This window comes from Porphyromonas uenonis 60-3 (assembly GCF_000174775.1).
Taxonomy (GTDB): Bacteria; Bacteroidota; Bacteroidia; order Bacteroidales; family Porphyromonadaceae; genus Porphyromonas; species Porphyromonas uenonis_A.
Genome location: NZ_ACLR01000240.1, coordinates 1 through 1,964, shown reverse-complemented (window position 1 = coordinate 1,964; position 1,964 = coordinate 1). Strand labels below are relative to the sequence as shown.

Annotated in this window: 1 protein-coding gene and 1 pseudogene; both read right to left on the bottom strand. The window is 48.8% G+C overall.

Going from position 1 to position 1,964, the window contains the following annotated elements; genetic code table 11:
- Positions 1-33 precede the first annotated feature (33 nt).
- Positions 34-1,344, bottom strand: coding sequence for a hypothetical protein (locus tag PORUE0001_RS09535; RefSeq protein ID WP_050771574.1), 1,311 nt, complete (start codon positions 1,342-1,344; stop codon positions 34-36).
- Between the two features lie 240 nt (positions 1,345-1,584).
- Positions 1,585-1,964 (bottom strand): annotated as a pseudogene (locus PORUE0001_RS09530) (resolvase); the annotation flags it as partial.

The following is a 1,964-nucleotide window of genomic DNA, read 5'->3' as shown; positions in this document are numbered from 1 at the left end:
CTTTCGCTCCCTTATTTAAGGAAGATCTACGGGTCAATACATATAACCGATGGACAGAAAGACGGTATGAGACTGACCATAAGGGGTCACATTCTTGTAGTTGTCAGCTGCCATCTCATCTGCATCCTTGATGGGGAAGCCATACTTGTATCCGGCACCGAAGAAGAGCATATTCCCATACTTCAAGGGGATGCCAAAGTCGCACCTTACGAGCGGTCCAGCACTGATCAGGCTGTAGTCGGAGTGAAGGTCACCGGTAACACATCCACTCAGGGAAGGAATGACATATACAGACTTTAGGTCAAGCGGCACCTGCAGACCCGCAAAAGCATTGAAGCTAAAAAGGGTCACTCGCTTGATGAACTCCTGAGGTACCTCCACTTCCTTGCGATCTTTCAACAAGAAGCTCGGATCCTCCGTTATCAGTGCCATATCATCCACGAGGCAGGGCTGATTGAACCCTACAGACCCGCCATAAGTGAAGTACGTCCCGAGGGATGAGCGGAGCCCGAGGTAGGAGGCCATCCCAAAGTGTGGCGTTAGGTTTTTAGCCAGATCCGCAGTGTAGATAAGCTCGCCTGACAGCGCACCCGTGACCATCTTATGTGGTGGCAGAGCGAGGACTTGACCCCGGTCATCCTTAATGACCAGCTCACCCTTGCGGTGAGGATCGTAGTACTTCACCACCTTATCTATGTCCTCAAACTCCCACTTCAGTCCTCTCACATAGCTACAGAGCTCCGGATCATCGGCAAGGAATCTGACCACTCCGCCTCTAAACTGAGATCCTTCATAGTTGATCCCGTGTACCAGAGCAACCTTTCTTAGGATACCTCCGCGTTTCTCCAAGAATAGTGGGAAGCTGGGCTTTACCACAGCCATACTTCCTCCACTACGTATGATCCGCTGCTCGTTGCCTATGAAGAAGATGTCCCCATTCTCATCAATCTTGTACGAAGAGGCCAGGAGGTAGGCCGTAAGCTCAGGTCCCCTATCTACGAGAGTCATCCATGCGGCATTGCTTTGCAGGAAGGTGGAGAACTTTTTGTACTCAAAGCGATAGCTCGAGTCCGGTTTCTTGGGGTTGCTTAGCTCGATGCCTTTCAGGTCCTCGGACTTGAAGGTGCCGGCTGAATGGGCGAGGGCGAGGTCATCGAAGAGCTTGAGCTCCTTGTCCCCCGACATAGGCATCCTAAGATACCCTGTGTAGGTAGCTCCTTCCTTGGTCTCCAATTGCGCCTTGCAGACATCCCTTGGCTCCGAGGTGAAGAGCTTCATCAAGCCACAGCCTGAGAGAAGCATCATAAGCCCGATCAGGATCGATAAGTTATATGCCAGTTTCATAATAATAACGAAATGAATAGGATAGGTAATCGACTATCTATGCAACCTGTATTGCAACTCAATAACCACGTTACAAAGGTAATAAAAAGAGGCGTATAGGTCAAAATGGTGGACGAAGTAGAAGAAAAAAACAGATACCTTTGTTCGTTGACCTGAAACGTAGCCGGCTCTGCAGGGGTGCAACCGGTGAGGGATACGGTCAATGGAGTCAGAACAGTTTACACTGACAGGGGAGGGGTACTATTGCCCCTCCTCTTTTTTTGATGTAAACTGGGCGATATCCCTATGCCTAAAAAAACCATCCACGAATCGTTTCTTGTGAGCTTGGGACATTCCATTATGCGCTCTAAGACGGCTTTTGAGTGCAGTAAATAGCCCTTCAATGGAGTTATTGGTTTTAGGGATCTGTATATCCGGATGTTCCTCGTAAGTAAAGAGTGTAGGGAGGTATTGACGAAAGGAAAAGTGGGCTGATCTAAGTGATTTGTGCGTGTATTGCCATTTGCCGTTTTCATCATTTATGGTCTTCTCCTTGAGAAAAGTATCCCACTTGGTCTCCCACTTTTTGAGCTGCGAGCAGAATGTGATATGGGACATCTTTCCTACACTCATAGCAAGTG

Excerpts from the sequence above, each read along its gene's own strand:
- PORUE0001_RS09535 (WP_050771574.1), bottom strand. The coding sequence starts at position 1,344 with ATGAAACTGGCATATAACTTATCGATCCTGATCGGGCTTATGATGCTT.